The organism is Streptomyces sp. NPDC041122 (genome assembly GCF_055592445.1).
Genome location: NZ_JBVIYQ010000010.1, coordinates 427,732 through 452,932, shown reverse-complemented (window position 1 = coordinate 452,932; position 25,201 = coordinate 427,732). Strand labels below are relative to the sequence as shown.

Genomic DNA, 25,201 nt, shown 5'->3' with positions numbered 1-25,201 from the left:
CTCAAGGAACGGACGCTTCCTTTGTACTCACCCTCTCGGGCTTTCCTCCGGGCGCTTCCCTTCGGTATTTCGTGTTTCCAACCCTACCAGATCCGTTTTCCGTTCCGTTTCCGGTTCGGATTTCATTTCTGGTGGCCGTTGGAGGGCCTTTGCCTTTCGGCTGATCCGACTTTATCAGAAGTTTTCCGCCGGACTTACCGGCTTCGGATTCCGATTGATCGGGGTGGCTTCTCGTAATCGATGAAATTCGAGAAGCAGGCAGATGTTAACTGCCGCCACTGGACTCTGTCCAGCTCTAGGCAACTGTTCGAATCTACCTCCCCGGTCCTGCCGTGTCAACGGCTTTTCCGGGGCGAGAAGGAGACTAGCAGGCCTGGAGGGTCGAACGCACATCACGCTGCGAGTGGGACAGCGGCGCTGCGTTCGTGCTGGTCAACGTCGCCCGTCTCGCCCGCGCGCGCTGCTCTGCCGCCCAGCACGTAGACGTACGCGAGGAAGGTCAGCTCGGCGCCGACTCCGATCGCGATGCGGCCCCAGGTGGGGAGGCCGGAGGGGGTGACGAAGCCTTCGATGGCTCCCGAGACGAAGAGGACCAGGGCCAGGCCGATGGCCATGCCCAGGGCTGAGCGGCCTTCCTCCGCCAGGGCCGTGCGGCGGGTGCGGGGGCCCGGATCGATGACTGTCCAGCCGAGCCGCAGTCCTGTACCGGCGGCTACGAAGACGGCCGTCAGCTCCAGGAGGCCGTGGGGCAGGACGAGGCCCAGGAAGGTGTCGAGGCGGCCGGCGGACGACATCAGGCCGATGCCGACGCCGAGGTTGAGCATGTTCTGGAACAGGATCCAGACGACCGGGAAGCAGAGGAAAGCGCCCAGGACGAGGCACATCGCGGCGGCCTGGGCGTTGTTCGTCCAGACCTGGGCGGCGAAGGAGGCCGCCGGGTGGCTGGAGTAGTACGTCTCGTACTCGCCGCCCGGACGTGTCATCTCGCGGAGGTCGCCGGGGGCCGCGATCGAGGACTGGACCTCGGGGTGGGTGGCGATCCACCAGCCGATGACAGCGGCCAGGATCGTCGAGAGCAGGGCGGTGGGGATCCACCAGCGGCGGGAGCGGTAGACCGCCGCCGGGAAGCCGCGGGTCAGGAAGTGCGTCACGTCCCGCCAGGAGGCGCGGCGGGTGCCCGTGACGGCGCTCCGCGCGCGGGCCACCAGGTGCGTGAGGCGGCCGGTGAGCTGCGGGTCCGGGGAGCTGGACTGGATCAGGGAGAGATGGGTGGCGGTGCGCTGGTAGAGGGCGACGAGTTCGTCGGCCTCGGCGCCGGTGAGGCGGCGCCCGCGGCGCAGCAGGGCGTCCAGGCGGTCCCATTCGGCCCGGTGGGCGGAGACGAAGACGTCGAGGTCCATCGGATGGCTGCTCCTCGTACTGCGGCGCGGGATTGTTCAGCTTGGCAGACTGGCCACTCCTACGGCAGTGCGGGGAAGGGCGGCGGGCGTGAGTGAACTGGTGACAGGTGAGGCGGTGGCGTTGGAGCTGCGCCCCGCGAAGCTGCCGAGCCGGTCGCTCGCCGTGCTGATCGACCTGGCCGTGGCGTGGACGGTCTATCTCCTGGTGACCATCGGGGTTCTCGCCTCGACGGCCTCCCTGGACGACGCCGCCATCGCCGCCGTCGCGGTCGCCGGTTTCGTACTGATCCTGGTCGGCGGGCCCATCGCGGTGGAGACGCTCAGCCATGGGCGCTCGCTCGGGAAGCTCGCGTGCGGGCTGCGGGTGGTGCGGGACGACGGGGGGCCGATCCGGTTCCGGCACGCGTTGGTGCGCGGGGCCCTGGGTGTCGTCGAGATCCTGCTGACCTTCGGGGTCGTCGCGTGCATCGCGTCGCTGGTGTCCGCGCGCGGGCGGCGGCTCGGGGACGTGTTCGCGGGGACGCTGGTCGTACGGGAGCGGGTGCCCACGGTGCAGGCCGCTTTTGTGCCGCCGCCTCCGCCCTGGCTGGCGGGGCGGTTCGCCGGACTGGATCTGTCCGGCGTTCCCGAGGGGTTGTGGCTGGCGATCCGGCAGTACCTGTCGCGGATGCAGCAACTCGATCCGCAGGTGGGCTGGGCCATGGCCGAGCGTCTCGCCGGTGATCTGGTGCGGTGCACCGGGGCGCCCGCACCGCACGGCGTCCCGCCCGCCGCCTACCTGGCCGCCGTCGTGCACGAGCGACAGGCTCGGGACGCGCGGCGGGCGTTCGGGGGTGGGGGTGCGTTTGGTGGGGGTGTGTTTGGCGGGGAGGCCGGTTCGGTGAGTTCAGGCGGTGCGGGTGGTGCAGGTGGTACGGGTGCTTCCGCCGGTGCGACTCGTTCTGCCGGTACGGCTGGTTCTGCGGGCCCTGCCTCCTTCCCCGTCTCCTCCGCCCCTCCCGAATCCCCCAGTCGCCCCGCCCAGCCCGGCCCCGGCGGCTCCGGCGGCGAGTCCTCGCCTCCCGTCACCGGGTTCGTACCGCCCGCCTGAGCCCTGTGCGCAGGGAGCCTCACGTGAAGGTCGACGGTGGGGTTTCGAGGTGTTCGAGTTCGATACCGGGGGCCGCGAGGACCACGTCGCCGGTGAGGTGGACGGTGTGCTGTTCGCCGGTGTCCAGGGCTGTGACCTGGTATTCGTCGACGGTCAGCGGGCCGTTGTCAGTGGCGTGTGCTTCGCTTTTCAGCAGGGTCCAGGACTGGTCGAGGGTGCGGGGGGCCAGGACCGGGTCCGTGAAGGCGACCAGGCGGATTCGGGTCGCGGGGGACGCGGGGGTCAGGCGCAGGAGCCGGGCCGTCGCGATGAGGAAGGCGGGGGACGTGCCGGTGAAGGCGTGGGCGGGGGCGTTGTCTTCGGTGGCGTGTGCGCCGGTGGGGTCGGTGCGGACCCAGGTGACGCCGTTGAGGGCGCCTGCGCGCACCTGCCAGTCGCCCGCGCGGAGTTCGAGGCGGATGGGGCGTCCGCGGTCGTCGAGGGCAAGGTCGACGGAGCCGGCGGGAGTGGCCGAGGGGGTGGTCCGTTGGGCGACGTAGCGCCAGCCGGAGGGGCCCGGTGCGCAGTGGAAGTGTTCTTCGCCGAGGGGGGTGTGGTCGTGCGGGTCGTGGAGCGAATAGCGGCCGCGGGGCATGGGCTCTGTTCCTGGTCCTCGGGTGGGTGGCCGTCTCACAGGGGCAGGCCCCCGCCACGGGGGCGAGGGCCTGCTGAAGTGACGCTGACCGGCGGCCGGTCGGCCGGCGGCAGCGGTCTCAGTAGCGGTAGTGGTCGGGCTTGAACGGGCCCTCGACCTCGACGCCGATGTAGGCGGCCTGCTCCGGGCTGAGGGTGGTCAGCTTCACGCCGAGCGCGTCGAGGTGGAGACGCGCGACCTTCTCGTCCAGGTGCTTGGGCAGGACGTAGACGTCGGTCGGGTACTCCTCCTGCTTGGTGAACAGCTCGATCTGGGCCAGTGTCTGGTCCGCGAAGGAGTTGGACATCACGAACGAGGGGTGGCCCGTCGCGTTGCCCAGGTTCAGCAGGCGGCCTTCGGAGAGCACGATGAGGACCTTGCCGTCGGGGTAGGTCCAGGTGTGCACCTGGGGCTTGACCTCGTCCTTGACGATGCCCGGCGTCGCCGCCAGACCCGCCATGTCGATCTCGTTGTCGAAGTGGCCGATGTTCCCGACGATCGCCTGGTGCTTCATCTTGGCCATGTCCGCGGCCATGATGATGTCCTTGTTGCCCGTCGTGGTGACGAAGATGTCGGCCTTGTCCACGACCTCGTCCAGGGTGGTGACCTGGTAGCCGTCCATCGCCGCCTGGAGCGCGCAGATCGGGTCGACCTCGGTGACGATGACGCGGGCGCCCTGGCCGCGCAGGGACTCCGCGCAGCCCTTGCCCACGTCGCCGTAGCCGCACACGACGGCGGTCTTGCCGCCGATGAGGACGTCGGTGGCGCGGTTGATGCCGTCGATCAGCGAGTGGCGGCAGCCGTACTTGTTGTCGAACTTCGACTTCGTGACCGCGTCGTTCACGTTGATCGCCGGGAAGAGGAGGGTGCCGTCCCGGTGCATCTCGTAGAGACGGTGGACACCGGTGGTGGTCTCCTCGGTCACGCCGCGGATCTCCGAGGCCAGCTGGGTCCACTTCTGCGAACCCTCGGTGATCGTCCGGTTCAGCAGCTGCAGGATGACGCGGTGCTCGTCGTTCTCGGCGGTGTCCACCGAGGGGACCTTGCCGGCCTTCTCGTACTCCACGCCCTTGTGCACCAGAAGCGTGGCGTCACCGCCGTCGTCCAGGATCATGTTCGGGCCGCCGGTGGGGGTGTTCGGCCAGGTCAGCGCCTGCTCCGTGCACCACCAGTACTCCTCCAGCGTCTCGCCCTTCCAGGCGAAGACCGGGATGCCCTGCGGGTCCTCCGGCGTGCCGTTCGGGCCCACCGCGATGGCCGCGGCGGCGTGGTCCTGGGTGGAGAAGATGTTGCAGGAGACCCAGCGGACCTCCGCGCCGAGCGCGACCAGCGTCTCGATGAGCACCGCCGTCTGCACCGTCATGTGCAGAGAGCCCATGATACGGGCGCCGGCCAGCGGCTGAGTGGCGGCGAACTCCCTGCGGATCGCCATCAGGCCGGGCATCTCGTGCTCGGCGAGGGTGATCTCCTTGCGGCCGAAGGCGGCCAGGGAGAGATCGGCGACCTTGAAGTCCTGGCCGTTGATGAGAGTCATGAGTGAGCTGCTCCTCGTGTGTGGAGTCGAGGGTGGACATGGCTGACCTGCGGCGTCGGGCACATGGGTGCACGGACGCGCGCAGCGCAGTCCGTCGGAGGCCCTCTCTCCCTCGGACAGTCCGTGCGGGGACCGCCCGACCGCCATCAGCAGCGACGTCTGGCTCATCCCCAAGCTACACCGATCGGCCCAGTCCGCCCCAGCCCGCCTCCGGGCACCGCATGTCCGGCGGATAGGCCGTCAGACCCGGACGTTATGGGACCTTTGCGAGTTTGATCCTGGGCTTATGTGTTGCAGGATGCCTTGAGATCGGGAACATACGCGCGATCTCGTGCGGCAAAAGGTGTTAGGAGATCCACGTGACCAGTCCGGCCGATCCCCCCATAGGCGGGGCCAGCGGCGGGCAGCGGAGGCTGAAGCTGCTCGCCGTGACCGCCTGTCCGACCGGTATCGCTCACACGTACATGGCTGCGGAGAAGCTCTCGCAGGCGGCGGAGAGCCTCGGCGTCGACATGAAGGTGGAGACACAGGGGTCCATCGGGGCCGAGAACGTCCTCTCTGACAACGATGTCAGAGAAGCCGACGGCATCATCATCGCAGCCGACAAGGACGTGGACCGCGGCAGGTTCGCCGGCAAGCGCGTGCTGTCCGTCGGGGTGTCCGAGGGCATCAGCCATCCGGAGCGGCTGATCGAGCAGGTGCAGAGCGCGCCCGTGCACGGCGGGGGCGGGGCCGGCGGCGGTGCCGAGCGGCCGTCCGGCGGCGGTGCGGGCGGCGGAGGCGGTGGAGGCGGCCGGGAGCGGAGCGTCGCGTACAAGGCGCTGATGAACGGCGTCTCGTACATGATCCCGTTCGTGGTCGTCGGCGGTCTGCTGATCGCCGTCTCGCTGTCGCTCGGCGGGCACACCGACCCCAAGGGCGGGCTCGTCATCCCCGACGACTCGTTCTGGATGCACGTGAACCAGATCGGCACCATCGGGTTCACGCTGATGGTGCCGATCCTGTCCGGTTACATCGCCTACGCGATCGGGGACCGGCCCGCGCTGGTGCCGGGCATGATCGGCGGCTGGATCGCCAACACCGGTGAGCTGTACGACTCCAAGGCGGGCGCGGGCTTCATCGGGGCCATCGTCACCGGCTTCCTCGCCGGTTATCTGGTGCTGTGGATCAAGAAGGTCAAGGTCCCCAAGTTCGTCCAGCCGATCATGCCGATCATCGTGATCCCCATCATCGCGACGACGGCGCTCGGGCTGTTCTTCATCTACGTCATCGGCAAGCCCATCTCCTGGGTCTTCGAGCATCTGACGAGCTGGCTCAGCGGGATGACCGGGACCAGCGCGATCCTGCTCGGCGCGATCCTCGGCCTGATGATCGCGTTCGACATGGGCGGTCCGGTCAACAAGACGGCGTTCCTCTTCGGCACCGGGCTCATCGCGACCGGCAACCAGACCGTCATGGGCATGTGCGCCGCCGCCATTCCGGTCATGCCGCTGGGGCAGGGTCTCGCGACGCTGATCCGTAAGCGGCTCTACAGCGAGCAGGAGCGCGAGACCGGGCTCGCGGCGTTGTTCATGGGCTTCTTCGGGATCTCCGAAGGTGCGATTCCGTTCGCCGCGGCGCGGCCCGCGCAGGTCATTCCGGCCAACATGCTGGGCGGCGCGGTCGCCGGCGCCATCGCCGGCATGGCGGGCGTGAAGGACGCGGTGCCGCACGGTGGGCCCATCGTGGCGGTGCTGAGCGCCGTCGGCGGCGTACCGATGTTCTTCCTGGCGATCGCCGTCGGCGCGGTCGTCACGGCGCTCACGACCGTGACGCTGGTCGACCTCAGCGAGCGCAAGCGGCGCGGGGCTCCGCTCGTCGACGCCCCGGGCGGGCCCGAGCCGGTGCTCGCCGGGGTCGGGGCGGGCGCGGGCGCCGCCGCGGCGGGGGGCCTCCGCAAGGCACCGGAAGCGGCGGCTCCCGTACCGGTGGCGGCTTCCGAGCTGAAGCCGGAGCCGGAGACCGAGCCCGAGCCTGAGACCGAGCCCGCCGACGAGGTCCTCTCCGGTTACCTCACCGAGCAGACCGTCGCGGTCCGGCTCGCCGCCTCCGACAAGGAGGCCGCGATCCGCGAGATGGCCGCGCTGCTCGCCTCCACCGGCAAGGTCAACGACGTGGAGGAGCTGGTGCGGACCGCGCTGCGGCGCGAGGAGCAGGGCACCACCGGGCTCGGCGAGGAGATCGCCATCCCGCACGCCAAGACCGACGCCGTGGACTCGCCGCTCGTCGGGTTCGCCCGGTCGCCCGAGGGCGTCGAGTGGGGCTCGCTCGACGGTACGAAGGCCAAGCTGATCTTCATGATCTCGGTGCCGGAGGCCGCCGCCGGCGACGAGCACCTGCGGATTCTCGCGCTGCTCTCCCGGAAGCTGATGGACCCCGGCTTCCGCGGGCAGCTGGAGGCGGCGCCGGACGACGCCGCGATCCTCGACGTGCTGCGCGAGGTGCGGTAGCCGGTCGACGTGGGCCGGTCAGCGACGGCCGGGAGCGGCGGCCGGGGAGCGATGGCCGGCCATCGGACGCGCGTACGTGGAGGGGCCCCGCACCACACCGGTGCGGGGCCCCTCCACGGACGTACGGAACTGGCTCAGTGGCCGCCCGGCGCCTTCGCCGGGTTGGTGCCGGCGGCCGCCGCCGTCTCGCTGAAGATGTCCGGCTCCAGGTAGATGACGCGGGCGATCGGCACGGCGGTGCGGATGCGCTCCTCCGCGGCGTTGATCGCCGCGGCGACCTCGGCGGCGCTCTCGTCGTGCCGGACGGCGATCTTCGCGGCGACCAGCAGCTCCTCGGGGCCGAGGTGGAGCGTGCGCATGTGGATGACCTTGGTGACGGTGTCGCCGTCGACCACGGCCTCCTCGATCTTGGCGACCTCCGCGGTGCCCGCGGCCTCGCCGAGCAGCAGCGACTTGGTCTCGGCGGCCAGGATGATCGCGATCAGGATGAGCAGGACACCGATGCAGAGCGTGCCGATGCCGTCCCAGACGCCGTCGCCGGTGGCCAGGGCGAGGCCGACGCCGCCGAGTGCGAGGACCAGACCGACCAGCGCGCCGAAGTCCTCCAGGAGGACGACCGGCAGTTCGGGGGCCTTGGCGCGGCGGACGAACTGCGCCCAGCTCAGGCTGCCGCGCGTCTCGTTGGACTCCTTGATGGCGGTACGGAAGGAGAAGCCCTCCGCGATGATCGCGAACACCAGGACCCCGACGGGCCAGTACCAGTGCTCCAGCTCGTGCGGGTTCTTGATCTTCTCGTAGCCCTCGTAGATCGCGAACATGCCGCCGACCGTGAAGAGGACGATCGAGACGAGGAAGGCGTAGATGTAGCGCTCGCGGCCGTAGCCGAAGGGGTGTTGCGGGGTCGCCTCGCGCTGGGCCTTCTTGCCGCCGAGGAGGAGCAGTCCCTGGTTGCCGGAGTCGGCGAGGGAGTGGACGCTCTCCGCGAGCATCGACGAGGAGCCGCTGAAGATGAACGCGACGAACTTCGCCACCGCGATCGCGAGGTTCGCGCCGAGTGCCGCGACAATCGCCTTTGTTCCGCCTGACGCGCTCATGAGTGCCCGGGGTCCCTTCGCCTTCGTACGTTGTCGGCCATCGCGGGCGGGCCGTGCTTTGCCCGCCCTTTGCGGTGGGTCATTGTTGCAGCACGCGAGGGCAGCGGGGCGTCAGGCCACCACGGTGGCGCGGAATACCGTGCCGGTTCCGGACACTTCGGCCTTTTCGCCCGCGGGGACAAAGGCGGACTCACCGGGCTTCAGGGGCAGTTCGCCCGCCCGGACCGAGCCGGCGGTGCAGAGCAGGATCTGCGGGGTCGCCGCGGTGAGGTCGTGCGCGGCGCCGCCCTCGGGCAGCACGAAGCGGGAGAGGCGGAACTCGTCGATCGGGGTCTCGTAGACCTCCTCGCCGTCGACCGACGCCTCGGGGCGCAGGAGGCCGGGGTCGGTCGCCTCGAAGCGGACGACGCGCAGGAGTTCGGGTACGTCGACGTGTTTCGGTGTCAGGCCGCAGCGCAGCACGTTGTCGGAGTTGGCCATGATCTCGACGCCGAGGCCGTCGAGGTAGGCGTGCGGGACGCCGGCGCCGAGGAACAGGGCCTCGCCGGGCTGCAGTCGGACGTGGTTGAGGAGCATCGCCGCGATGACGCCCGGGTCGCCCGGGTAGTGGTGGGCGATGTCCGCGTACGGCGCGTAGACGCCGCCGAGGTGCCGGGCGGCGGCCGTGACCTCGGTGACCGTCTCGGCCATCTGCTCGGGGTCGGCGCTGAGCACGGCGGTCAGGACCTCGCGCAGGGCGGCCTCTTCGGGCTGGGCGTGCAGCAGGTCGACGTACGGCTTGAGGGAGTCGACGTCGAGGGCCTCCAGGAGGTCCGCGGTCTCGGCGGGGTCCCGGAAGCCGCACAGGCCGGCGAACGGCGTGAGGGCGCAGATCAGTTCGGGCTTGTGGTTGGCGTCCTTGTAGTTGCGGTGCGGGGCGTCGACCGGGACGCCGCGGCGCTCCTCGTCCTCGTACCCCTCCTTCGCCTGGGCGAGGTCGGGGTGGACCTGGAGGGAGAGCGGGGCGCCGGCGGCGAGGAGCTTGAGCAGGAAGGGCAGCCGGGGGCCGAACTTCGCGACCGTCGCCGGGCCGAGTTCGCGCTCCGGGTCCGCGTCGACGACCTCGTTCAGCGCGCCGCGACCGGTGCGCGAGGGTGCGCCCGGGTGGGCGCCCATCCACATCTCGGCCTGCGGCTCGCCGGTCGGCTCGGCGCCGACGAGCTCCGCGATGGCGGTGCTGGAACCCCAGGCGTAGGGGCGGATGGTGTTGCTGAGGCGGTCCACGGAGGGGTTCTCCCTTACGTACGCGAATGCTGAACTGCTGCCGGTGCGGCCGGGGTCATGATGGGTCCCCCGCGGCGAGCGCCAGGTAAACGGCCGCGAAATCCGTGACGGCGATCAGCTCCGCGAGGGCTTCGAGGTCGTCGCCGCTCTCCGGTTCGAGCTCGCTGATCGCGACGTCGTGGCCGTGCGCGAGCTCGCGGGCGGCGGGCGCCGCGGTGAGGCCGCCGGCGTCGGCCGGGGAGTCGCGGAGCAGCACCACGCGCGCGCGGAGGGCCGCGGGGTCCTCGACCCGGTCGCGGAAGAAGTCGTCGGTGGCGTCGCCGCCCGCGGGGTTGCCCGCGAGGAGGGCGCCGTGCGCGGGCAGCGCCTCGGGCAGTTCGGCGGCGAGCGCGGCGTGGCCGGCCAGCTCGGCGAGGGTGGCGGCGAAGCGGCGGCCCGCGGACGCGGCGGCGGGGCCCTCGGTCCAGATCAGCGGGAGGGCGTCGGCCAGCTCGGCGGCGAGCGTCTTGGCGGGGTTGCTGTAGGTCGCGATGGCCGGACCGCAGCGTTCCGCGACGTGGTCGAGCCGGTCGGCGACCTTCTGCAGGGCGTCGACGGGGGCGGCGATCAGCCCGGTGCGGTCGAGCAGCACGAGGAGCGGGACGAGCAGGGCCCACAGGGTGCCGGGGGCGCCGGGCGCGGCCTCGTCCTCGACGCGGCGTGCCTCGTACGTGGCCAGGTCGCGGTCGGCGTCGTCGTGCGCCCCTTCGTACGCGCCGTAGGGAGAGCAGGCCATGGGGACGGTGAGGCCGTGGCTGCCCTCGACGCTCTCGGCGAGCGGGGTGCGCGCGGGGGCCACCGCGACGACCGTGCAGCCGCGGCGGTAGGCCTGCTCGGCGAGGAGCGACAGGCCCGGCTCGGTGCCGTCGGGGGTGGCGATGAGCAGCAGGTCGACGGGGCCGGCCCAGCCGGGCAGCGCCCAGCGCAGGGCGCCCGCGGCGGGGGCGACGCCGGTCGGGGCGAGCCGGATGACGGGGCAGCCGGTGCCCGCGAGGCCGTCCAGGAGATCGGCGACGCAGGCGGCGGCGGTGCCCGGCCCCGCGATCAGGACGGCGCGGGGGCGCCCGTCGGGCTTGAGCTCGGTGAGCCCGGCCTCCGCGGCGTGCCGGACGGCGGTGCGGACGCGGGCACCCGCCTCCGCCGCGCCGCGCAGCAGTCCGCGGCGATCGGCGCGGGCCAGTGCCTCCGGGGCGTCCAGCAGCGACTCGTCGAGCATGGGATCGGGCCTTTCGATTCGCCGTGCGCGGTTTCCTGCGGGGTGCCGGTGCCGGCCGTTACGCGGGGCGGCGGGCCTCGTCGACCAGGAGGACGGGGATGCCGTCGCGGACCGGGTAGGCGAGGCCGCACTCCTTGGCGTCCGCCGTGCAGATCAGCTCGGTGTCCGTCTCCTTGAGGGGGGCGTGGCAGGCCGGGCAGGCGAGGATCTCCAGGAGGCCGGCTTCGAGCGGCATGGGGTGGGTCCCTTCGAGCTGATGTGATGGCGTTTCGAGCTGATGTGGACGGCGTTGGTGCCGGCCCGCGCGCTGCTCGCGCGCGGTGTCCGCGCCGGTGCCGCTCAGGATGCGGCCTGGTCAGCCTACCTCCGTGCGGGGCGGGGCGCGGGGGTGCGGAGGGGCCGGTGGGCGGGCCCCTCCGCGGTGTTCGCGGGGGTCGGTCCGGGAGGACCGGCGGGGTCAGCCGCGGATGATCGCCAGGGCCTCGTCGCGCACCTTGGCCATGGTCGCCTCGTCGCGGGCCTCCGCGTTGAGGCGCAGGAGGGGCTCCGTGTTGGACGCGCGGACGTTGAACCACCAGTCGGCGGCAGTCACGGTGAGGCCGTCGAGTTCGTCCAGGGTGACGCCGTCCCGGCTGCCGTACGCCTCCTTGATGGCGGCGAGGCGGGCGGTCTGGTCGTCGACGGTGGAGTTGATCTCGCCGGATCCCGCGTAGCGGTCGTACTGGGCGACGAGGGCGGAGAGCGTGCCCTGCTGGCCTCCCAGGGCGGCCAGGACGTGCAGCGCGGCGAGCATGCCCGTGTCCGCGTTCCAGAAGTCCTTGAAGTAGTAGTGCGCGGAGTGCTCGCCGCCGAAGATCGCGCCGGTCCGCGCCATCTCGGCCTTGATGAAGGAGTGGCCCACGCGGGTGCGCACCGGCGTGCCGCCGTTCTCCTTCACGACCTCCGGGACCGACCAGGAGGTGATGAGGTTGTGGATGACCGTGCCCTTGCCGCCGTGCCTGGCCAGCTCGCGGGAGGCGACCAGGGCGGTGACGGCGGAGGGCGAGACCGGGTCGCCGTTCTCGTCGACCACGAAGCAGCGGTCCGCGTCGCCGTCGAAGGCGACGCCGAGGTCGGCGCCCTCCTCGCGCACGCGCTGCTGGAGGTCGACGATGTTGGCCGGGTCCAGGGGGTTGGCCTCGTGGTTGGGGAAGGTGCCGTCCAGCTCGAAGTACATCGGCACGAGCTCCAGGGGCAGGCCCTCGAAGACGGTGGGGACGGTGTGGCCGCCCATGCCGTTGCCCGCGTCCACCACGACCTTCAGCGGGCGGATCGCGGTGAGGTCGACGAGGCCGCGCAGGTGGGCGGCGTAGTCGGTGAGGGTGTCGCGCCGCGTGAGGGTGCCGGTGGCCGGCGCGGGCTCGGGGGCGCCGGTGCGCAGCCAGCCCTCGACGAGGGCGCGGATCTCGGCGAGGCCGGTGTCCTGGCCGACGGGGGCGGCGCCCGCGCGGCACATCTTGATGCCGTTGTACTGGGCGGGGTTGTGCGACGCCGTGAACATCGCGCCCGGCAGGTCCAGCGCGCCCGAGGCGTAGTAGAGCTGGTCCGTCGAGCAGAGCCCGATCTCCGTGACGTCGACGCCGCGGGCGGCCGCCCCGCGCGCGAAGGCCCGCGACAGGCCCGGCGAGGAGGGGCGCATGTCGTGCCCGACGACGATCGCGTCCGCGGACGTGATCTGTGCGAAGGCCGCCCCGAACAGCTCGGCGAGCGACTCGTCCCACTGGTCCGGGACCACTCCGCGGACGTCGTACGCCTTGACGATCTGGGACAGATCAGCAGTCACGGCCAACCCTCTCTGCAGGTTCTGCGAGTTCAGCGAGTACGGAGAGCTCTCCGCGGTCACCACAAAACTACCCGCTGGCACCGACGGCGGGCCGGGCGTGGCCGGTCACCCGTCCCCCGGCGACGCCCCGTGCCCGGGGTCACGGCAGCATCCAGCCGAGCACCGCCGTGCTCTGCCCGACCACGATCAGACACATCACGAGGAGCAGCCCGAGGCTCCAGGGCAGCACCTTGCGCAGCAGGTCGCCCTCCTTGCCCGCGAGTCCGACGGCGGCGCACGCGATGGTCAGGTTCTGCGGCGAGATCATCTTGCCGAGGACGCCGCCCGAGCTGTTGGCGGCGGCGAGGAGCTCCGGGGAGAGCCCGGACTGCTGGGCCGCCGTCACCTGGAGGGCGCCGAAGAGGGCGTTGGAGGAGGTGTCGGAGCCGGACACCGCGACGCCGAACCAGCCCAGGACCGGCGACAGGAAGGCGAGCCCGGCGCCGGCGCCCGCCACGTAGTGCCCGATCGTGGCGGCCTGTCCGGAGAGGTTCATGACGTACGCGAGCGCCAGTACGGACGTCACGGTGAGGAGGGCGTGGCGCAGTTCGTGGACCGTGGCGGCCCATTCCCGTACCGCCACGCGCGCGTGCACCCCGATGACCGCCGCGGTGGCCACGCCGGCGAGGAGCACGAGCGTGCCGCCGGTGGAGACGAGCGGCAGCGAGAAGACGTTGCCGCCGACCGGCTTCCCGGAGGGGTCGCCGACGTTCAGGAAGGGCCAGTCGAAGGTGCGGGTGGCCCGGGCGAGGAAGTCCTTGACGGCGGGGATCTGGGCGAGCGAGAAGATGGCGACGATCAGGGCGTACGGGGCGTAGGCGCGCACCACTTCGGGGCGCGGGTCGTGGTGGTCGAGGTCCTCGCTGCGGGCGCCGGTGAGGACGGCCGCGCGGACGGGCTCGGCGGCCGGCCTGCGCGCGTGCGGCACGGCGAGGAGGGCGCCCGCGCCGGCGAGGGCCGCGCCGATGTCGGCGAGTTGCGCGGAGACGTAGTTGGCGGCCGCGAACTGCGCGGCGGCGAAGGCGAGCCCGCAGGCGAGGGCGGGCACCCAGGTCTCGCGCAGGCCGCGCCGCCCGTCCACGAGCGCCACCAGGAGCAGCGGCACGACCAGGGCGAGCAGCGGCGTCTGGCGGCCCACCACCGAGGCGACGGTGTCCAGCGGAAGGTCCGTCACCTGAGCGAGCGTCACCACGGGGGTGGCCATGGCCCCGAAGGCGACCGGCGCGGTGTTGGCGACAAGGGAGACGACCGCGGCGCGCACCGGCTCGAAGCCGAGGGCGACGAGCATGACGGCGCTGATCGCGACGGGCGCCCCGAAGCCGGCGAGCGCCTCCAGGAGCGCGCCGAAGCAGAAGGCGACGACGAGCGCCTGGATGCGGGGGTCGTCGGAGAGCCGTCCGAAGGAGCGGCGCAGGATGTCGAAGTGCCGGGTGCGTACCGTCATGCGGTACACCCACAGGGCGTTGACGACGATCCACAGGATGGGGAAGACGCCGAAGAGCGCGCCCTGTGCGGCGCTGGAGGCGGTCTGGCCGAGCGGCATGCCGAACGCGAGCCAGGCGACGAGGACGGCGACGGCGAGGCCGATGAGCCCCGCGCGGTGCGCCTTCATGCGGACGGCGCCGAGCAGCACGAGGACGGTCAGGAGGGGCAGGGTCGCGACGAGTGCGGACAGGCCGAGCGAGTCGGCCACGGGCTCCAGTTGCTGCACGAACACGGGGCGCCTCCCGGGCGATGGGATGGCGAAATCGTCATGTCCTCAACAAACGGACGTCAATGCTCCGGACGGAGAAGATCCGGTGCGGGCCCGGGCGGGGTGCTCCGCGGGCCGCGTCAGGAGTCCGGTGAGCGCAGCACCCGCAGATGGCCGCGGCGCGCGACCTCCATCGGGTCCGCCGCACGCGCACCGCCGCCGCCGGCCTCGGCCGTGCGCTCCTGCGGGCGGGCCGCCTCGCGCACCGCGTTGGCGAGCGCTTCGAGGTCGTCGCCGGAGGGGCGGGCCGGACCCGACGCGTCGGCGAGCCGGACGACGTCCCAGCCGCGGGGCGCGGTGAGCCGCTCGGAGTGCTCGGCGCACAGGTCGTAGCAGTGGGGTTCGGCGTAGGTGGCGAGGGGGCCGAGGACCGCGGTCGAGTCGGCGTAGACGTACGTCAGCGTCGCGACGGCGGGACGGCCGCAAGCGGTGCGCGAACAGCGACGTACAGGGCTCACGACGTTGGACGGTACCGCACTCTTGAGCGGGCCGCGACGACTCTCCCCGAGGTCACCCCACCGTGTCGTGTCCTGGCGCGCGTGCCGCGGTGGGCCGCACGGACCTCGCTGACCTGCGTGGACACCAGTGGCCCCAAGGGCCCATGGTGGTGAATCCGGTCACCACATGGCGCGGATCACGTCATTTGGCGCGGGCCCGACGGTCCCGGAGAGATGCGGAATCGAGTCCAAGCTCGGCCGGAACGGTCAGGAAGCGACATGTCGCGCACCGCGCGGAAAGGGCGATCTCGGGGACTACGCTTCGTCAGTGATGGACGACCCCGTACAGAGCCCGCCCGCCGACCCGAGGCCCCGCCGCCGCGACCGCCACGGCCGGGGCATGCGTGGCCCTGTGGCGCCGCCGCAGGTCCCGCTCTCCGCGAGCCGCGGCGAGGCCTTCACCGACCTCGTGCAGGACTCCGTGGAGCGCCTGGAGCGGCGCTGGCCCCAGCTGACGGAGATCGAGTTCCTGGTCCTCGAGGTGCCGCCCCCGGCGCGCCCCGACGCGGAGTGGCAGGACGAGGTGGTCCCGCTGGGCGGCACGACCACGGCGGCGGAGGGGCGGCCCGCCCGCGTCGTCATCTACCGGCGCCCGGTGGAGATCCGCACCAAGGGGCGCGAGGAGCGTGCGGCGCTGGTGCACGAGGTGGTCGTCGAGCAGGTCGCCGAGCTGCTCGGCCTCTCCCCGGAGTCGGTCGACCCGCGTTACGGGGACGAGGAGTAGCCCGCCCCGCCCCACCCCGGGAAGCCTCCGCGCCGCCCCTACTTCTGCAGCACCGACAGATCCCGCTCGGCCGTCGGCACCGCGACCGTCCCCCGGTCGTCGGGCAGCGTCTGGACGGTGAACATGGGGATGCCCTCCTCGGTCCGCGACAGCGTCCGCGACGCGTGGACCGCTCCTCCGGAGACCGGCTCGACGGTGAGGGCGTAGGCACCCTTGAGGCCGCTCGGCACCGGCGGGTGGTCGATCTCCAGGGTCGTGCCGCCCTTGACCGTGTACGTCTTCGAGGCCGGCGTGCCGCCCTCCGTACCGGCCGACGCCGTCACCTTCACCTGCGCCGACTTTCCCGGCGCGACCAGCGAGAGGGCCGAGCCCTTGGCGCGGTTGTCGGCGACCGTCGCGCGGGTGCCGACCGGCTCCGTCGCCGGGATGAACGCCGTCTCCTGCTTGCTGCCCTTGCCGCGGGTGACCCGCAGCGCCGCCACCACGGGCACCGGCTTGTCGGTCGGCGTCAGGAGCAGCGAGCCGGCCTCGCCCTTGGTGACGTCGTCGAGGTCGACGGCGGCCGTCATGCCGGACTTGACCTGGAGGCTCTCGTGCCCGGCCGGGGTGATCGTGCCGGTCGGCGAGGCCAGCTGGACCTTGAGGTCGGCGTCCTCGGCGCCGGGGGCGTAGGCCACCAGGCGCACCGAGGTGGCGTCCTTGGGGATGCCGGGCAGCACCAGGCTGTCGGCGGGGTCGGCGGAGGCGGGCAGCCAGTCGCCGCCCAGCTTGTCGTCGGAGGACTGCACGGCGGCCGCGACCCGGCCGCTGCGCGCGGTCACGTGCATCGTGAGGTTCGTGTACTGCTTGTCCGCGAGTGTGGAGAGCAGCACCGGGACGCTGGAGTGCGGCTGCACCTGGATCGAGTCGCCCACCTGGGAGGTGACCTCGCCGTCGGGGCCGAAGAGCTCCACGTCGACGACGGCGGCGGAGTCGTCCGGGTTGGTCAGGTGGATGTAGTCGCTGCGGCCCTTGGCGGTGCTCGCGCCCGGGAACCAGAAGTCGGTGTCCGGCGCGGTGCAGTTGGTGCCCTGCATGCCGCGCCCGCTGCCCGCGGCGTACGTGGTGGTCTGCTGCACGGTCCAGCCGGGGGCCAGCGCGCCGTCGGCCGTGCCGATCAGGGCGGGCGCCTCCGCGCCGGACTCCTCTCCCGCGACCGGCTCGCCCGGCGCCTTCTGGGTGAGGAACGGCTTGGTCTTCTTGCCGTCGTCCTTCGGCGCGTCCGTCAACGCCTTGGTCACGGGCACCAGTTCCGCCGTGCCCTTGGCCGCGCCGCCGCCGCTCCCCTTCGGGGTGTACGCGGTGTACGAGGTCTCGGCCAGGTCGGAGCCGCTGGGCACCGGGCAGAGCAGGCTGGTGCGTTCGACGGGCTGGTGCGCCGCGGTCTTCGCGCCGTCGTCGCCGGTGCCGTCCTGGCCGCCGAACGCGGCGAATCCGGTGACGGCGCCGAGCGCGACGGCCACGGCGATCAGGGACTGGGTGGTGCGGTTCACTGCTGGCTCCCGTCGGGGCGCTCACTGTCGGTGCCGTGCGGCGGTCGCGGGGGCGGCGGCGGCATCGGGGGCTGCTGTTCCTCGTACGAGGGGTCGTACGGCTGCCCGTACTGCTGCTCGCCGCCGTACGACTCGTTGCCGTACGCCTCACTGCCGTACGCCTCGTTGCCGTACTGGCCGCCGCCGTACTGCCCGCTGCCGTAGACGCCGCCCGCCCCGCCGTAGGACGCGTACGGGTCGTACTGGCCGCCCTGGTGGGCGTCCTGCTGGTACCCCTGCTGCTCGTAACTCCCGTCCGGGTAGGCGCCGTCCTGGTAGCCCCGGCCGCCGCCGTACGCGCCCTCTTCGGCGCCCGCGCGGGCGGGGGCCTCCCACGCCTCGTGGGACGCCGCCTGCTGCTGCGGGACCGAGGCCAGGGCCTCCTCCGAGGGAGGCGGCGGCACGTCCTGGCCCGCCTCCTGGGCGGCCTGCTCGCTCTGCGCCCGCAGCCTGCGCGCCCTGCGGCCCTCGCCCTCGACCGCCTGGGCCGGCACGACGGGCTCTTCGGGGAGGTCGTCGTCGACGTCGCGGCGGCGCCCCGGCAGGGCGAGCACCACGAGGACGACGCCGAGCGCGCCCTGCGCCCACAGCCAGGCCGTGTGCGTCAGCGGGGCGTCGAACGTGACGTCCAGGTGGCCGCCCGCGGCGGGCAGTTCGAAGCCCTGTGCCCAGCCGTCCACAGTGGTGCGGGGCAGCGGGCGGCCGTCGATGGTCGCCGTCCAGCCCGGGTCGGCCGAGTCGGCGAGCCGCAGGACGCGGCCCGCGTCTCCGGAGTCGATCTTCGTGTGCAGCTCGACGGGGCCGGCCGCGACCGGCTCCGGGTCGCCGGTCCTGGGCACGACGGCGGCGCGCGAGACCTGCCGGTCCACCCGCCACAGCGCGCTCCCGTCCTCCTGGCTGAGCCGGGTCAGGCCGGGGGTGGCGTCCAGGGTGCGGCCCATCTGGCGGGGCGCCCCGTCCCGCACCAGGACGTAGCGCACCGCGAAGCCGCCGAGCTGGTCGGCCTGGTCGGCGCCGGATCCCGCGACGAGGTGGGCGACGATCTTGTCCAGCCGGCCGTCGTCGGGGGCGGCCGCGGCGAGTTCGGCGTCGCCGAGCCGGCCGCCGGAGCCCCGTACGAGCGTGTAGGCGACCTTCGCGGCCGTGTCGCTGTCGAGGACGAGGGTGCGGGCCTGGTCCTCCGTGCCGCTCTCCTCGGCGACGAACGCGGGCACCTGCACCGGGTCCCGCCGCTCCAGGGGGCCGTCGGCGCCGTCGATCATCCATCCGACGGCGATGACCAGCGGCCCCGCGGCCGCGGCGAAGGCGATGAGCGCGGCCACCGGCTGACGCCAGCCGAAGCTCTGCTCGGCGACACGCGCGCGTGCCCCGTCCGCGCCGAGTGCGGCGGCGGCCAGGAGCGCGATGCCGTACACGAGGGTGGCCGGTCCGGCCCACGTCGAGCCGTTCGACAGGACGGCGAAGACCAGCGACACCAGCGCGGCGGCCCAGGCGGTGTGGACCGCGCGGCGGCGCTCCGTGCGCAGCAGGGCGCCGAGGGCGGCGAGGACGATGCCGATGAGCAGCAGCCCGTGCACGGTGCCGGGGCCGCCGGGGCCCGCGCCGAGCAGGTCGAGGGCGCCGGCCGAGTCGGCGCCGAACTCCAGGCCCGCCTCCCGGAAGAAGCCGAAGGGCAGCAGCGTCAGGGACCACGGCGCGAGGACGAGCAGCGGGGTGCCGAGCGCGGCGAGGAAGCGCAGGCCGTAGGCGGTGATGTCGCCGCGGCGCACCACCAGCAGGGCGAGGCCGAGCACCAGGGCGATCGGCCAGACGATCGGGGTGAAGGCCGTGGCGAGGGTCAGCAGCAGTGCGTACGCCCACGTGGCGCGCCAGGTGCCGCGGGTGCCCCGCGCGGTGGCCAGGCCGCTCGCCGCGATGCCCGCGCGCGCGATGAGCGGCAGCAGGACGGCGAGGACCGCGGTGCCGATGCGGCCGCCCGCGAGCGCGCCGGTGGCGGCGGGCAGGAAGGCGTACGCGATCGACGCCCACGCGCGCAGCAAGCGCGAGGTGACCAGCGGGCGGGAGGCGAAGTACGCGGCGAAGCCGGCCAGCGGCACCGAGCCGACCAGGAGCACGGTGACCGCGAGCCCGGTGGAGCCGAAGAACAGGGTGGACAGGCCCGCGACGAGTGCGACGTAGGGCGGCGCGCCCTGGGTGCCGCCGGTGCCGACGGGGTGCCAGCCGTCCAGGTAGCGCGCCCACAGCTCCGCGGAGTCGACGGGGGCGGGCAGCAGCGCGCCGCCCGCGAGCGCTCCGGTGCCCAGCAGTTCGCGGCAGGCCATGAGCGAGGCGAACAGGAGCACCACGAAGAGCATCGGTCCCGGTTTCCGGGCGATGCGCTTGAGGCGGGCGAACTGTTCGATCTCCAGGAAGTCGGCGTCGTCGCCGCCGGGTCCGGACTCGACGACTCCGTGCCGTCCCGCGCCCGCGGGGGCCTCGGCGTCGGCGCGGCCCATGAGGCCGCCCGCGGCCTGTTCGACGGTGGCGCGCACGGTGGCGCCGGGCGGCGGGAAGAGCTGGCGCAGCTCGCCCGCGTCCAGCGCGGACCTGCCGCGGGTCTTGCGGGCGGCGAGGACGCGCCCCGGCCGCAACAGCGTGGTGAGGAGGCCGGTGATCTCGTCGACGGCCTGTCCGGGCGCCTTGCCGACGAGGTAGGCGACGGTGCGCAGCAGGGTGCCGAGGACGATCCGGAGGAGGACCCACGGCAGCACGGCCGAGCGGGCGTTGACGAGCAGGGTGTAGGTGGCGCCGGCCTTGTCCACGCGGTGCGGGGAGGTCGCCGTGCGCCCGACGCAGTCGACGGTGCGGCGCTCGCGCGAGGAGGCCTCGGCGTGCCGCACGACGGCTTCGGGGGCGACGAGGACGCGGTGGCCCGCGGTGTGCGCGCGCCAGCACAGGTCGACGTCGTCGCGCATCAGCGGCAGTCGGCGGTCGAATCCGCCGAGCTCTTCGTAGACGTCGCGGCGGATGAGCATGCCGGCGGTGGAGATGGAGAGCACCGGGCGGACGTGGTCGTGCTGGCCCTGGTCCTGCTCGCGCCGGTCCAGGCCGGTCCAGCGGCGGCCGCTGTTGGCGATGGTGACGCCGACCTCCAGGAGCTGCCTGCGGTCGTACCAGCCGCGGAGCTTGGGGCCGACGACGGCGACGTCCTTGCCGAGCTCGTGTTCGTTCTCCACGACGCGCAGCAGCTCGGCGAGGGCGTCGGGGTCGGGCGCGCAGTCGTCGTGCAGCAGCCAGAGCCACTGCACGGGCTCGCCGTGCGGCAGCTCCGGCAGGTCGTAGGCGTCGTCGCGCCAGCTGCGGCTCACCGGGTCCCAGCCGCTGGGGCGTTTGAGGTACGGCAGCTCTTCGGGGGTGAGCACCTCGGCGGTGCGGACGGCCTCGTCGACGGCGGTGCCGAAGCCGGAGCGCCGGGCGAGGTGCAGCACGCGGTCGGCGCCGAGGGCCTCGGTGACCAGGCGGGCGGAGTCGTCCGCGCTGCCGGTGTCCGCGGCCACCGCGTTCTGCACGGGGCGCTCCTGGCCGAGGAGCCCGGCCAGGGCGTCGGGCAGCCAGCGGGCGCCGTCGTGGGAGACGAGCACGGCGGTCACGACGTGCCGCGGGAACTCGGGTGCGGCAGCGTCGTGGTGACGGGCTGCCGAATGGCTGTGCACGGACATCGAGGTACGGGCCCCGGTTCGATGGACTGCGGTGGACGCCTGCGCCCTGCGGGGGCGCCGGGGCGTCTCGGACGGGGCCCCACACTAACGGCTGGCATGAGGACGGCCCGCCGCCTGTGGATAACCCACGGGTGACGGGCCGTTCGTTGCGCATTGGTTGAGGGAGGTGTGTGCCGAATTGATCGGGCGGCACGTCCCGACGGGGCCGGGTCCCTTCACGTGCTTCCTTCGTCCTGTCTTCGCGCTGTCTTCGCGTACCGGCTTCTCGTCCGCGGGCGGGAGCGCTCGTGCTTCAGACGGCGGCCTTCTTCAGCCGGCGCCGTTCGCGCTCCGACAGGCCGCCCCAGATACCAAATCTCTCGTCGTTGGCGAGTGCGTACTCGAGGCATTCCGAACGGACCTCGCAGGCGAGGCAGACCTTCTTGGCCTCGCGCGTGGAGCCGCCCTTCTCGGGGAAGAAGGACTCGGGGTCGGTCTGGGCGCACAGTGCGCGCTCCTGCCAGCCGAGTTCCTCGTCCGCGTCCTCGACCAGCAGTTCCTGAACCAGCTCGGTCATGTGCGCCCCTCGTCTGTCTGTGCGTCCCCGTGGTGCTGCCGCTACCGATTTCGGCTGAACGACACGAGTGAAATTACAAGTGTGCCGATCCGGGCCAGTCAAGCCGAGATCTGCTATTGGGCCCCTTATTCACTCTGCGGAACCAAGGGTATGCGGAAAGTGTTCAAATCGGCATAAACCATGACACCGTCGACGGCCCGTCCGACGCTCAGCCGAACGTTCCCACTCGGAGGACCTCATGAGGTCTCATTAGGGAGGACGTCGATGTTTGAGAGCCGGTTGCTGCGCCATGTGTCCCCAGAGGTGGGTGCACAAACCTTTCGCCTGAGAGAACAACCGGATGAGGTGAACCATGTCCCACATACCGGACATTGATTTGACACCGAAGGTGTGAGCCGGTGTTCTGGTGGGCATGCTCGCGAACATGGCTCTTTCGATGACCCGCACCAGCGGGTCCATCGGTGCTGCCCACGCGCGTTGTCGCTGTTCCTGCTCCAGCTGTTGAGCCACTCCAGCTGTTGAGCCGTTTTCCCCGCTCCACCCCGTGACGGGCTTCTTCCGGTCCCGGTGCCGGTCTCCGCGACCGTGTCCGGCCGCACCGCCCTCCTCGCGCTCCACCCTTCTTCGCGCCACCCCAGCACTCTTACGTTGAGGAACCACCGCACGATGAACAGCGACAGCGACCTCCAGATCGCCGGCGACCTCCTCGAGGTCCCGCACCTCCTGCAGCCCGTCCGCGAGCACCCCGCCACCGTGGCCGGGTTCGTCGGCCTCGCCCGCGCCATCGCCGCCGACCGCTCCCAGTGGGAGCACCTCGTCGAGTACGACGCCACCAGCCGCTGGTACCACCGGCTGCGCACCGTTCCCCAAGCTCTCGGCTCCGCTCGAGCAGGGGAGGCCCCTATCGGCTACGAGGTGTGGCTGCTCTCCTGGGTGCCTGGACAGGGCAGCGGCCGGCACGACCACGGCCGCTCCTCGGGGATCCTCACCGTGCTGCAGGGCGAGTTGACCGAGCACACCGCGGGGGGCTCACGGGCGCTCGGCGCCGGCGCGCAGCGCGTCTTCGCGCCCGGCTATGTCCACGAGGTCGTCAACGACTCCCTCGAACCCGCCGTCAGCCTGCACGTCTACTACCCCGGCCTGACCGAGATGCCGATGCACGCCGCCCGGTGCGCCGCCGCGCTCGCCCCCGACACCACCGGGGATGCCGTGACCGCCTGACGCACTGTCGTACCCGCCTGACATGCTGGGGGCCATGCGCATTGTGGTTCTGGCCGGCGGCATCGGCGGCGCCCGTTTCCTCCGCGGGCTCAAGAAGGCCGCGCCCGACGCGGACATCACGGTCATCGGCAACACCGGTGACGACATTCACCTGTTCGGGCTGAAGGTCTGTCCCGACCTCGACACCGTGATGTACACGCTGGGCGGCGGCATCAACGAGGAGCAGGGCTGGGGGCGTACGGACGAGACGTTCAAGGTCAAGGAAGAGCTCGCGGCGTACGGCGTCGGGCCCGAGTGGTTCGGGCTCGGCGACCGGGACTTCGCCACACACATCGTGCGGACGCAGATGCTGGGCGCGGGCTACCCCCTCAGCGCCGTGACGCAGGCGCTGTGCGAGCGGTGGCAGCCCGGCGTGCGGCTCATCCCCATGTCCGACGACCGCGTCGAGACGCACGTCGCGGTCACGGTCGACGGCGAGCAGAAGGCCGTGCACTTCCAGGAGTACTGGGTGCGGCTGCGCGCCTCCGTGGACGCGCACGCCGTGGTGCCGGTCGGCGCCGAGCAGGCCAAGCCCGCGCCCGGGGTCCTGGAGGCCATCGCCGAGGCCGACATCGTGCTCTTCCCGCCGTCCAACCCGGTGGTGAGCGTCGGCACGATCCTCGCGGTGCCGGGCATCCGCGAGGCCATCGCCGACGCGGGCGTGCCGGTCGTCGGCCTCTCCCCCATCGTCGGCGACTCCCCCGTGCGGGGCATGGCCGACAAGGTGCTCGCCGCCGTGGGCGTGGAGACCAGCGCGGCGGCCGTCGCCGAGCACTACGGCAGCGGGCTGCTCGACGGCTGGCTCGTCGACACGGTCGACGCGGGCGTGGTGGAGCGGGTGGAGAGCGCCGGGATCCGGTGCCGGGCGGTGCCGCTGATGATGACCGACGTCGACGCCGCCGCCGAGATGGCCCGTCAGGCCCTCGCCCTCGCCTCGGAGGTACGCGCGTGACCTCGCCGTCCTACCGCGTGTGGGCCGTGCCGGGACTCCCGGAGGTGCGGGAGGGCGACGACCTCGCCAAGCTGATCGCGGCCGCCGAGCCGGGGCTCGCCGACGGTGACGTGGTCCTCGTCACCTCCAAGATCGCCAGCAAGGCGGAGGGGCGGGTCATCGAGGCGGCCGACCGTGAGGCGGCCGTCGACGAGGAGACCGTACGGGTGGTGGCGCGCCGCGGCACGCTGCGCATCGTCGAGAACCGGCAGGGGCTCGTGATGGCGGCGGCCGGGGTCGACGCGTCCAACACGCCCGCCGGCACCGTGCTGTTGCTGCCGTCGGACCCCGACGCGTCGGCGCGGGCGGTGCGGGAGGGGCTGCGGGACGCGCTCGGCGTGGACGTCGGCGTCATCGTGACCGACACGTTCGGGCGGCCCTGGCGGGCCGGGCTCACCGACGTCGCCATCGGGGCGGCCGGGGTGCGGGTCCTCGACGACCTGCGGGGCGGGACCGACGCGCACGGCAATCCGCTGAGCGCGACCGTCGTCGCGACCGCGGACGAACTCGCCGCGGCGGGTGACCTCGTGAAGGGCAAGGCCGCGGGGCTGCCCGTCGCGGTGGTCCGCGGGCTGCCGCACGCGGTGGCCGCCCGCGACGAGCCGGACGAGGGGGCCCGTCCGCTGGTGCGCGGTGCGCGCGACGACATGTTCCGGCTCGGTACGTCCGAGGCGGTGCGGGAGGCGGTGACGCTGCGGCGCACGGTCCGTGAGTTCACGGACGAGGAGGTCGACGGGGGCGCCGTGCGGCGGGCGGTCGCGGCGGCGCTCACCGCGCCGGCGCCGCACCACACGACGCCGTGGCGGTTCGTGCTCCTGGAGTCCGCCGAGGCGCGGGGGGAACTGCTCGACGCCATGCGGGACGCGTGGATCGCCGATCTGCGGCGGGACGGCAGGTCGGAGGAGTCCATCGCCAAGCGGGTGCGGCGCGGGGACGTGCTGCGCAGGGCGCCGTATCTGGTGGTGCCGTGCCTGGTGACGGACGGCTCCCACACGTACGGGGACGCGCGGCGGGACGGGGCGGAGCGCGAGATGTTCGTGGTCGCGGCGGGGGCGGGCGTCCAGAACTTCCTGGTCGCGCTGGCCGGGGAGCGGCTCGGCTCCGCGTGGGTTTCGTCGACGATGTTCTGCCGGGGGGTCGTACGGGACGTTCTCGGGCTGCCTGCCGGGTGGGACCCGATGGGGGCGGTTGCGGTGGGGCACCCGGCGGGTGAGCCTGCGGCTCGGGCTGGGCGGAGTGTGGGGGACTTCGTGGTCGTTCGCTGAGGGTCGCTTGTCGCTTGCGGCGGGCTTTGGCGGTGTTCTGCGCAGTTCCCCGCGCCCCTGAGCTCGTCCCCCCGGGCCGTCGCCTACTGCGGGCCGTCGTCGTTTTTTGCGCAGTTCCCCGCGCCCCTGAAGCCGGTCCCCCGGGTCCGTCGCCTGCTGCGGGCCGTCGTCGTTTTTTGCGCAGTTCCCCGCGCCCCTGAAGCGTGCCCCCGGCGCGTCATTCATCC

At 72.6% G+C, this 25,201-nt stretch carries 19 protein-coding genes; 6 read left to right on the top strand and 13 right to left on the bottom strand.

Annotated features, from left to right (window positions below; genetic code table 11):
- Window positions 1-392: 392 nt before the first annotated feature.
- Window positions 393-1,400, bottom strand: coding sequence for a stage II sporulation protein M (locus ACZ6B8_RS33075; protein WP_471609577.1), 1,008 nt, complete (start codon window positions 1,398-1,400; stop codon window positions 393-395).
- Window positions 1,401-1,488: 88 nt separating this feature from the next.
- Here ACZ6B8_RS33075 and ACZ6B8_RS33070 point away from each other — a divergent pair, with 88 nt between their 5' ends.
- The gene (locus tag ACZ6B8_RS33070; RefSeq protein WP_471609576.1) at window positions 1,489-2,490 is read left to right on the top strand and encodes an RDD family protein; all 1,002 of its coding nucleotides are present in this window, start codon (window positions 1,489-1,491) and stop codon (window positions 2,488-2,490) included.
- A gap of 19 nt (window positions 2,491-2,509) precedes the next feature.
- On the opposite strand, the gene ACZ6B8_RS33065 is transcribed toward ACZ6B8_RS33070, so the two are convergent.
- Window positions 2,510-3,124, bottom strand: coding sequence for a hypothetical protein (locus tag ACZ6B8_RS33065; protein ID WP_471086015.1), 615 nt, complete (start codon window positions 3,122-3,124; stop codon window positions 2,510-2,512).
- A 118-nt stretch (window positions 3,125-3,242) separates the two neighbouring features.
- Window positions 3,243-4,697, bottom strand: coding sequence for an adenosylhomocysteinase (gene ahcY / locus ACZ6B8_RS33060; RefSeq protein ID WP_471086012.1), 1,455 nt, complete (start codon window positions 4,695-4,697; stop codon window positions 3,243-3,245).
- 359 nt (window positions 4,698-5,056) lie between these two features.
- Between ahcY and ACZ6B8_RS33055 the strand changes: the two genes are divergently transcribed.
- On the top strand, window positions 5,057-7,186 hold the full coding sequence (locus tag ACZ6B8_RS33055) for a fructose-specific PTS transporter subunit EIIC (RefSeq protein ID WP_471609575.1): 2,130 nt from the start codon (window positions 5,057-5,059) through the stop codon (window positions 7,184-7,186).
- A 134-nt stretch (window positions 7,187-7,320) separates the two neighbouring features.
- Here ACZ6B8_RS33055 and ACZ6B8_RS33050 read toward each other — a convergent pair whose 3' ends face one another.
- The 7 genes from ACZ6B8_RS33050 to ACZ6B8_RS33020 form a co-directional block, all read right to left on the bottom strand.
- Window positions 7,321-8,280: a cation diffusion facilitator family transporter gene (locus ACZ6B8_RS33050; protein ID WP_471086006.1), complete on the bottom strand. Its 960-nt coding sequence runs from the start codon at window positions 8,278-8,280 to the stop codon at window positions 7,321-7,323.
- 111 nt (window positions 8,281-8,391) lie between these two features.
- A complete protein-coding gene (gene manA / locus ACZ6B8_RS33045) occupies window positions 8,392-9,543 on the bottom strand; it encodes a mannose-6-phosphate isomerase, class I (protein ID WP_471609574.1) in 1,152 nt (383 codons plus the stop codon).
- Between the two features lie 55 nt (window positions 9,544-9,598).
- On the bottom strand, window positions 9,599-10,798 hold the full coding sequence (locus tag ACZ6B8_RS33040; protein ID WP_471609573.1) for an SIS domain-containing protein: 1,200 nt from the start codon (window positions 10,796-10,798) through the stop codon (window positions 9,599-9,601).
- A 58-nt stretch (window positions 10,799-10,856) separates the two neighbouring features.
- Complete coding sequence (locus ACZ6B8_RS33035) at window positions 10,857-11,033, bottom strand: Trm112 family protein (RefSeq protein WP_098242904.1); 177 nt, start codon at window positions 11,031-11,033, stop codon at window positions 10,857-10,859.
- Between the two features lie 222 nt (window positions 11,034-11,255).
- A complete protein-coding gene (locus tag ACZ6B8_RS33030) occupies window positions 11,256-12,620 on the bottom strand; it encodes a phosphomannomutase/phosphoglucomutase (RefSeq protein ID WP_471085997.1) in 1,365 nt (454 codons plus the stop codon).
- 139 nt (window positions 12,621-12,759) lie between these two features.
- Window positions 12,760-14,376 (bottom strand): L-lactate permease, encoded by a 1,617-nt coding sequence (locus ACZ6B8_RS33025; protein ID WP_471609572.1) that lies wholly within the window; start codon window positions 14,374-14,376, stop codon window positions 12,760-12,762.
- A gap of 116 nt (window positions 14,377-14,492) precedes the next feature.
- On the bottom strand, window positions 14,493-14,870 hold the full coding sequence (locus tag ACZ6B8_RS33020) for a DUF3499 domain-containing protein (protein WP_355820241.1): 378 nt from the start codon (window positions 14,868-14,870) through the stop codon (window positions 14,493-14,495).
- 310 nt (window positions 14,871-15,180) lie between these two features.
- Between ACZ6B8_RS33020 and ACZ6B8_RS33015 the strand changes: the two genes are divergently transcribed.
- Entirely contained in the window at window positions 15,181-15,633 is a 453-nt protein-coding gene (locus ACZ6B8_RS33015) for a metallopeptidase family protein (RefSeq protein WP_471086064.1), read from the top strand.
- A gap of 38 nt (window positions 15,634-15,671) precedes the next feature.
- Here the strand turns inward: ACZ6B8_RS33015 and ACZ6B8_RS33010 are convergent, their stop codons facing one another.
- The 3 genes from ACZ6B8_RS33010 to ACZ6B8_RS33000 all read right to left on the bottom strand — a co-directional run bounded on the left by ACZ6B8_RS33010 (window position 15,672) and on the right by ACZ6B8_RS33000 (window position 21,458).
- Complete coding sequence (locus ACZ6B8_RS33010) at window positions 15,672-17,165, bottom strand: DUF5719 family protein (protein ID WP_471609571.1); 1,494 nt, start codon at window positions 17,163-17,165, stop codon at window positions 15,672-15,674.
- A complete protein-coding gene (locus tag ACZ6B8_RS33005) occupies window positions 17,162-20,902 on the bottom strand; it encodes a glycosyltransferase (protein WP_471609570.1) in 3,741 nt (1,246 codons plus the stop codon). Before ACZ6B8_RS33005 ends, ACZ6B8_RS33010 begins: the two co-directional genes overlap by 4 nt.
- 292 nt (window positions 20,903-21,194) lie before the next feature.
- The gene (locus ACZ6B8_RS33000; protein ID WP_016642094.1) at window positions 21,195-21,458 is read right to left on the bottom strand and encodes a WhiB family transcriptional regulator; all 264 of its coding nucleotides are present in this window, start codon (window positions 21,456-21,458) and stop codon (window positions 21,195-21,197) included.
- A 666-nt stretch (window positions 21,459-22,124) separates the two neighbouring features.
- Here ACZ6B8_RS33000 and ACZ6B8_RS32995 point away from each other — a divergent pair.
- The 3 genes from ACZ6B8_RS32995 to ACZ6B8_RS32985 are packed head-to-tail and all read left to right on the top strand — an operon-like array spanning window position 22,125 to window position 24,974.
- On the top strand, window positions 22,125-22,679 hold the full coding sequence (locus ACZ6B8_RS32995) for a cysteine dioxygenase (RefSeq protein WP_471085984.1): 555 nt from the start codon (window positions 22,125-22,127) through the stop codon (window positions 22,677-22,679).
- A 34-nt stretch (window positions 22,680-22,713) separates the two neighbouring features.
- Window positions 22,714-23,670: a 2-phospho-L-lactate transferase gene (gene cofD / locus ACZ6B8_RS32990; protein WP_471085981.1), complete on the top strand. Its 957-nt coding sequence runs from the start codon at window positions 22,714-22,716 to the stop codon at window positions 23,668-23,670.
- Window positions 23,667-24,974: a coenzyme F420-0:L-glutamate ligase gene (locus ACZ6B8_RS32985; protein ID WP_471609569.1), complete on the top strand. Its 1,308-nt coding sequence runs from the start codon at window positions 23,667-23,669 to the stop codon at window positions 24,972-24,974. The genes cofD and ACZ6B8_RS32985 overlap by 4 nt, the downstream gene beginning before the upstream one ends.
- Window positions 24,975-25,201: the final 227 nt, after the last annotated feature.

What these genes read in the sequence shown, in the direction of transcription:
- ahcY (WP_471086012.1), bottom strand. Translation starts at nt 4,697, where the DNA reads ATGACTCTCATCAACGGCCAGGACTTCAAGGTCGCCGATCTCTCCCTG.
- ACZ6B8_RS33050 (WP_471086006.1), bottom strand. Translation starts at nt 8,280, where the DNA reads ATGAGCGCGTCAGGCGGAACAAAGGCGATTGTCGCGGCACTCGGCGCG.
- ACZ6B8_RS33075 (WP_471609577.1), bottom strand. Translation starts at nt 1,400, where the DNA reads ATGGACCTCGACGTCTTCGTCTCCGCCCACCGGGCCGAATGGGACCGC.
- ACZ6B8_RS33035 (WP_098242904.1), bottom strand. Translation starts at nt 11,033, where the DNA reads ATGCCGCTCGAAGCCGGCCTCCTGGAGATCCTCGCCTGCCCGGCCTGC.
- ACZ6B8_RS33040 (WP_471609573.1), bottom strand. Translation starts at nt 10,798, where the DNA reads ATGCTCGACGAGTCGCTGCTGGACGCCCCGGAGGCACTGGCCCGCGCC.
- ACZ6B8_RS33015 (WP_471086064.1), top strand. Translation starts at nt 15,181, where the DNA reads ATGGACGACCCCGTACAGAGCCCGCCCGCCGACCCGAGGCCCCGCCGC.
- ACZ6B8_RS33065 (WP_471086015.1), bottom strand. Translation starts at nt 3,124, where the DNA reads ATGCCCCGCGGCCGCTATTCGCTCCACGACCCGCACGACCACACCCCC.
- ACZ6B8_RS33005 (WP_471609570.1), bottom strand. Translation starts at nt 20,902, where the DNA reads ATGTCCGTGCACAGCCATTCGGCAGCCCGTCACCACGACGCTGCCGCA.
- ACZ6B8_RS32995 (WP_471085984.1), top strand. Translation starts at nt 22,125, where the DNA reads ATGAACAGCGACAGCGACCTCCAGATCGCCGGCGACCTCCTCGAGGTC.
- ACZ6B8_RS33000 (WP_016642094.1), bottom strand. Translation starts at nt 21,458, where the DNA reads ATGACCGAGCTGGTTCAGGAACTGCTGGTCGAGGACGCGGACGAGGAA.
- cofD (WP_471085981.1), top strand. Translation starts at nt 22,714, where the DNA reads ATGCGCATTGTGGTTCTGGCCGGCGGCATCGGCGGCGCCCGTTTCCTC.